5 protein-coding genes and 1 pseudogene are annotated in these 6570 nt (G+C 70.0%); all 6 read left to right on the forward strand.

Features of this window, described 5'->3' with window-relative positions; genetic code table 11:
• Nucleotides 1-292: 292 nt before the first annotated feature.
• The 6 genes and pseudogenes from ABZ154_RS31020 (at nt 293) to ABZ154_RS31045 (ending at nt 6453) form a co-directional block, all read left to right on the forward strand.
• On the forward strand, nt 293-1825 hold the full coding sequence (locus ABZ154_RS31020) for an ABC transporter ATP-binding protein (protein ID WP_356837695.1): 1533 nt from the start codon (nt 293-295) through the stop codon (nt 1823-1825).
• Nucleotides 1822-2937, forward strand: a complete 1116-nt coding sequence (locus tag ABZ154_RS31025; protein WP_356837696.1) for an ABC transporter permease — start codon at nt 1822-1824, stop codon at nt 2935-2937. Before ABZ154_RS31020 ends, ABZ154_RS31025 begins: the two co-directional genes overlap by 4 nt.
• Nucleotides 2934-4196 carry an ABC transporter permease gene (locus tag ABZ154_RS31030; protein ID WP_356837697.1) on the forward strand — a complete coding sequence of 421 codons (1263 nt, stop codon included), beginning with the start codon at nt 2934-2936 and terminating at the stop codon, nt 4194-4196. The genes ABZ154_RS31025 and ABZ154_RS31030 overlap by 4 nt, the downstream gene beginning before the upstream one ends.
• Nucleotides 4193-4615: a cytidine deaminase gene (locus tag ABZ154_RS31035; RefSeq protein WP_356837698.1), complete on the forward strand. Its 423-nt coding sequence runs from the start codon at nt 4193-4195 to the stop codon at nt 4613-4615. The genes ABZ154_RS31030 and ABZ154_RS31035 overlap by 4 nt, the downstream gene beginning before the upstream one ends.
• Before the next feature lie 109 nt (nt 4616-4724).
• On the forward strand, nt 4725-6002 hold the full coding sequence (locus tag ABZ154_RS31040; protein WP_356837699.1) for a thymidine phosphorylase: 1278 nt from the start codon (nt 4725-4727) through the stop codon (nt 6000-6002).
• Between the two features lie 120 nt (nt 6003-6122).
• Nucleotides 6123-6453 (forward strand): annotated as a pseudogene (locus ABZ154_RS31045) (hypothetical protein).
• The last annotated feature ends 117 nt before the right edge of the window (nt 6454-6570 follow it).

Below are 6570 nucleotides of genomic sequence, written 5' to 3' on the forward strand. Positions count from 1 at the left end.
TGACCGGGGCGGCGCCCGGACCCGGAACCGTCCCGAAACGGCACCCGCAGCAGCAGCCGCAGAACAGCAGTCAGAACAGCGGTACCGAAGAAGATCCGCCTATCGCAGGCTCTCCCATCGGCCCCGGACCCCGCGTCCGGGCTGTGACGTGCGCCTGTGTTTCCCGATTTGGCAGCTCTACGCGTGTAGACGGCCCTCCGGCGCGATAACTTCACCCCCTTCAGCCCCTCCGCCCCCGCTCCTGTCCGGCCAAGGAGAGTGCGTCATCAACGCGTCCAGCAGCCCCCCCGCCGTGGAACTGCACGGCATCACCAAGCGCTTCCCCGGCGTCGTCGCCAACCACGACATCGACATCACGATCGGCAAGGGCACGGTTCACGCCCTCGTCGGCGAGAACGGTGCCGGCAAGTCCACCCTGATGAAGATCCTCTACGGCATGCAGAAGCCGGACGAGGGCACCATCGCCATCGACGGTGAGCAGGTCTCCTTCTCCAATCCGGGCGACGCCATCGAGCGCGGCATCGGCATGGTGCACCAGCACTTCATGCTCGCCGACAACTTGACCGTCCTGGAGAACGTGGTCCTCGGCGGCGAGAAGCTGTACGGCATCGGCGCCGGCGCCCGCAGGAAGATCAAAGAGATCTCCGACGCGTACGGTCTCGGCATCCGCCCCGACGCGCTCGTCGAGGATCTCGGGGTCGCCGACCGGCAGCGCGTGGAGATCCTCAAGGTCCTCTACCGGGGCGCCCGCATCCTGATCCTGGACGAGCCGACCGCGGTCCTCGTGCCGCAGGAGGTCGACGCCCTCTTCGCGAACCTGCGCGAGCTGAAGGCCGAGGGCCTGACCGTCATCTTCATCTCGCACAAGCTGGGCGAGGTGCTCTCGGTCGCCGACGACATCACGGTGATCCGCCGCGGTACGACGGTGGGCACCGCCGACCCGGCCACCACCACGACCAAGCAGCTCGCCGAGCTGATGGTCGGCAGCGAGCTGCCCTCGCCGGAGACCCGCGAGTCCACCGTCACCGACGTGCCCATGCTGCGCGTCGACGACCTCGCGCTCACGGTCACCGACCCCGACGGCACCGTCCGCGACGTCCTCGCGGGCGTCGGCTTCACCATCCACAAGGGCGAGGTCCTCGGGATCGCCGGCGTCGAGGGCAACGGGCAGACCGAGCTGATCGAGGCCCTGATCGGGATGCGCGACCCGGACGGCGGGGTGATCACCCTCGACACCGACGACATCTCGCACGTCCCCACCCGCAAGCGGCGCGAGGCCGGCATCGGCTACATCCCCGAGGACCGACACCGCCACGGCGTCCTGCTGGACGCCCCGCTCTGGGAGAACCGCATCCTCGGCCACGTCACCGAGAAGCCCAACAGCCGCGGCTGGCTGCTCGACAACAAGGCGGCCCGCACCGACACCGAGCGGATCGTGCGCGAGTACGACGTGCGCACCCCCGGTATCGAGGTCACCGCTGCCTCCCTCTCCGGTGGCAACCAGCAGAAGCTGATCGTCGGCCGCGAGATGAGCCACGCCCCCAAGCTCCTGATCGCCGCCCACCCCACCCGCGGGGTGGACGTCGGCGCGCAGGCGCAGATCTGGGACCAGATCCGCGAGGCCCGCCGCGAAGGGCTCGCCGTCCTGCTGATCTCGGCGGACCTGGACGAGCTGATCGGGCTCTCCGACACCCTGCGCGTCATGTACCGCGGCCGACTGGTCGCCGACGCCGACCCGGCCACCATCACCCCCGAGGAGCTGGGCTCGGCCATGACCGGTGCCGCCACCGGTCACCTCGAAAGCCCGGAGGACGAGGCCCGATGAAGAAATTCGACAAGGACCGGCTGATCCTGGGCCTCGCCGGCCCGGTGCTCGCCCTGGTCGTGGCCCTCGCGCTGACGACCGTGGTGCTGCTGGCGTCCGGCCGTAACCCGTTCGAGCCGTACCGGATCATGTTCGACTCGGCGAGCTACGTCGACGTACAGGTCCTGATCATCAACCAGGCGGGTACGTACTACCTCGCCGCCCTCGCGGTCGCCGTCGGCTTCCGCATGAACCTCTTCAACATCGGCGTCGACGGGCAGTACCGCCTCGCCGCCATGATGGCCGCGCTGGTCGGCGCCAGTGTCAGCCTGCCGGGTCCGCTGCACATCGCGCTGATCGTGATCGTCGCGATGCTCGTCGGTGCCTTCTGGGCCGGTATCGCGGGCTTCCTCAAGACCACCCGCGGGGTGAGCGAGGTCGTCTCCACGATCATGCTCAACTCGATCGCCACCGCGCTGGTCGCCTGGCTGATCCTGCCGAAGAACTTCGGTGAGCAGCCCGCCGGCTCCAACAACCTCACCACCGGCGAGATCGCGGAGTCAGGCTGGTTCCCGGGTCTGCCGATGGGTGACGGCGGGGAGATCTACGGGTTCACCTTCGTCGCCGCGGGCTGCGGCCTGCTCTACTGGTTCGTCCTCAACCGCACCCGGTTCGGCTTCGACCTGCGCGCCACGGGCGCCAGCTCCAGCGCCGCCCAGGCCTCCGGTGTGGACGCCAAGAAGATGATCCTCACCTCGATGCTGATCTCCGGTGCGGTGGCGGGCCTCGCGGGCATGCCGACGCTGCTCGGCGACACCCACACCTACAGCCTCGACTTCCCCACCGGTATCGGCTTCACCGGTATCACCATCGCGCTGCTGGGCCGCAACAACCCGCTCGGCATCGCCTTCAGCGCCCTGCTGATCGCCTTCCTGGACAAGTCGTCGGCCTCTCTCGACCAGTTCGGGTACGAGAAGGAGATCGCCACGATCATGCAGGGCCTGATCGTGATCTCGGTCGTCGTCTCCTACGAGCTGGTACGCCGCTACGGCGTCCGCCGCCAGCAGCAGAAGGTCGGCGAGGAGCTCGCAGCCGGCCACGCCCTCACGACCGAGAAGGAGGCGGCCCTGTGAGCACCAGCAAAGCCACTGCCGCACGCCACGCCCCCAAGAAGGGCGGCCGCCGCAGGCTCACCCTGCCCGTCGTCCTGCTCATCATCGCGGGCGGCCTCGCCCTCGTCTCGCTCGTCCGCCTGATCAGCGGCGCCGACGACGTCACCTCGGTCGGCCAGGTCGCCGGCGCGCTGGAACTCGCCGTCCCGATCGGTCTCGCCGGACTCGGCGGCCTGTGGGCCGAGCGCGCGGGCGTCGTCAACATCGGTCTCGAAGGCATGATGATCCTCGGCACCTGGTTCGGTGCCTGGGCCGGATTCCAGTGGGGCCCGTGGATGGGTGTCCTCTTCGGCGTCCTCGGCGGCTGCCTCGGCGGCCTGCTCCACGCGGTCATCACCGTCACCTTCGGCGTGAACCACATCGTCTCCGGTGTGGCCATCAACATCCTCGCCGTCGGCGTCACCCGCTACCTCTCCAACTTCGCCTTCGACGGCATCCAGGGCGGCTCCTCCAAGCAGTCCCCGCGCATCGACCCGATCGACAAGATCACCGTTCCGGGGCTCTCGGACTGGATGCAGGACCTCCAGCAACACCACTGGTTCCTGGTCTCCGACATCGCGGGCATCGTCGGCGGCCTGGTCACCGGCCTCTCCCTGCTGACCCTGCTGGCCCTGCTGCTGATCCCGGCGACCTGGTGGATCCTGTGGCGCACCTCGTTCGGGCTGCGGCTGCGCTCCTGCGGTGAGTCCCCGGTGGCCGCCGAGACGCTCGGCGTCAACGTGTACAAGTACAAGTACATCGCCGTCACCGTCTCGGGCGGACTCGCGGGTCTCGGCGGCGCGTTCCTCGCGATCGTCGCCACCGGCATCTACCAGGAGGGCCAGACCGGCGGCCGCGGCTACATCGGTCTCGCCGCCATGATCTTCGGCAACTGGATGCCGGGCGGCATGGCGCTGGGCGCCGGGCTCTTCGGCTTCACCGACAGCCTCAAGCTGCGCGGCGGCGCCGAGAACGTCCACGCGATGCTGCTCCTGCTGGCGATCCTGCTGGTGATCGCGGTGTTCTGGCAGCTCTACAAGAAGAAGTACGTCGCCGCGGTGATCTCGGCGGCCGTCTCGGCGCTGCTGTTCACCTGGTACCTGCTGACCGACCAGGTCCCGAGCCAGTTCGTCGACGCCGCTCCGTACGTCACCACGCTGCTGGTCCTCTCGCTCTCCGCCCAACGGCTGCGGATGCCGAAGGCGAACGGCGTGCCCTACCGGAAGGGTGAGGGCAAGTGACCTCGCCCGCCTCCGGGCCCGCCGCTCCCTTCGGCGAGGCCGACTGGGAGGCCCTGCGGGCAGCGGCCCGGGACGCCATGTCCCGGGCGTACGCCCCCTACTCGGGCTACCCGGTCGGGGTCGCCGCCCGGGTGGACGACGGCCGCACGATCACCGGCTGCAACGTCGAGAACGCCAGTTACGGCCTCTCCCTCTGCGCCGAGTGCGGCCTGGTCTCCACGCTCCAGGCCACCGGCGGCGGCCGGCTGACCCACTTCACCTGCGTGGACGGCACCGGGGCCGTCCTGGTGCCGTGCGGCCGGTGCCGGCAGCTCCTGTACGAGTTCGGCGGCCCCGAACTCCTCCTGGAAACGCCGGAGGGCCGGCGCACGCTGGACGCGATGCTGCCGCAGTCGTTCGGCCCTCAGCACCTCGGCTGAATCTGTAATTCCGGTGGCCCTTCCCTCGCGGAAGGGCCACCGCCATTCCCCTCTCTATGCGCGTAGAGTCGACAGGACTCCTGCATACGCACCGGCCGGAAGGACTCCCATGGACGCCATCTCCGTCATCCGCACCAAGCGGGACCGAGGCGAGCTGACCCCCGAGCAGATCGACTGGGTCATCGACGCGTACACCCGCGGCGAGGTCGCCGACGAGCAGATGTCCGCCCTCGCCATGGCGATCCTGCTCAACGGCATGAACCGCACCGAGATCGCCCGCTGGACCGCCGCGATGATCGCCTCCGGCGAGCGGATGGACTTCGCCGCGCTCTCCCGCCCCACCACCGACAAGCACTCCACCGGCGGCGTCGGCGACAAGATCACCCTGCCGCTCGCCCCGCTGGTCGCCGCCTGCGGCGCGGCCGTGCCGCAGCTCAGCGGCCGGGGCCTCGGCCACACCGGCGGCACCCTGGACAAGCTGGAGTCCATCCCCGGCTGGCGGGCCCACCTCTCCAACGAGGAGATGCTGAACGTCCTCGACACCACCGGCGCGGTCATCTGCGCCGCCGGTGACGGCCTCGCCCCCGCCGACAAGAAGCTCTACGCGCTGCGCGATGTCACCGGCACCGTCGAGGCGATCCCGCTCATCGCCAGCTCCATCATGTCCAAGAAGATCGCCGAGGGCACCGGGGCGCTCGTCCTGGACGTCAAGGTCGGCTCCGGCGCCTTCATGAAGACCATCGAGGACGCCCGCGAGCTGGCCTCCACCATGGTCGCGCTCGGTACCGACAGCGGCGTCCGCACGGTCGCTCTGCTCACCGACATGTCGACCCCACTCGGCCTCACCGCGGGCAACGCCCTGGAGGTAAGGGAGTCCGTCGAGGTCCTCGCCGGCGGCGGCCCCAGGGACGTCATCGACCTCACCCTGGCCCTCGCCCGCGAGATGCTGGACGCCGCTGGCCTCAGGGACGCCGACCCGGAGAAGGCGCTCGCCGACGGCTCCGCGATGGACGTCTGGCGCCGCATGATCTCGGCCCAGGGCGGCGACCCGGACGCCACCCTCCCGGTCGCCCGCGAACAGCACATCGTCACCGCCCGCTCCTCCGGCGTCCTGACCCGCCTGGACGCGTACGACGTCGGCGTCGCCGCCTGGCGCCTGGGCGCCGGCCGGGCCCGCAAGGAGGACCCGGTGCAGGCGGGCGCGGGCGTCGAACTGCACGCCAAGCCCGGCGACACGGTCACCGAGGGCCAGCCCCTGATGACGCTGCACACGGACACCCCGGAGAAGTTCGACTACGCGCTCAAGGCCCTGCCCGACGCGTACGACATCGCCCCGGCCGGCACGTCCTTCGCGCCGCTGCCGGTGGTGCGGGAACGTATCGCCTGATCTGCGGTTTCCTCGTACGGGTGACGGGACCGGTGGACTGCCACCGGTCCCGTTCGGCATGCTGGACTCGGTGACGCACCGACAGAGGGGACCGCCCCGAGCGCACTCACCGTCGATCCCGTGCCGGGCCACGGCCAGGACCGGGACGACATCGTCCGGATCTGGGAGGAGACGGACGCACCCGAGGGCTGCAAGGTGGAGATCGTCACCGTGTCGCCGCCACCGTCCACGGACCACAACGTCGGCAAGGTCAACGGCTACGCCAAGGCCGGGATGGAACTGTTCCTGCTCCTCGGCCCCTGGCACTCGGGCCGCCCGACCGCGACGCTCCACGGGGAGCCGGAGGGCGGCACGTACCGGGTGCTGGAGACGGTCGAGTACGGCGGGAAGATCAGCCTGCCCGAACCCTTCGCCACTCGACCTGGACACCGGCGTCCTCCCGGTGAGCTGAGGCCTCACGCCACCGGCACGGCACAAGCGGGCGGCCCGCCGCACGGAGGAGCCGGCCGGCCCTCTCGGACTCCGGTCGTCCGGCGTTACCTTTAGCGCGCATGAGGCCTCTTCCCAC

This window comes from Streptomyces sp. NPDC006261 (genome assembly GCF_040613515.1).
Classification (GTDB): domain Bacteria; phylum Actinomycetota; class Actinomycetes; order Streptomycetales; family Streptomycetaceae; genus Streptomyces.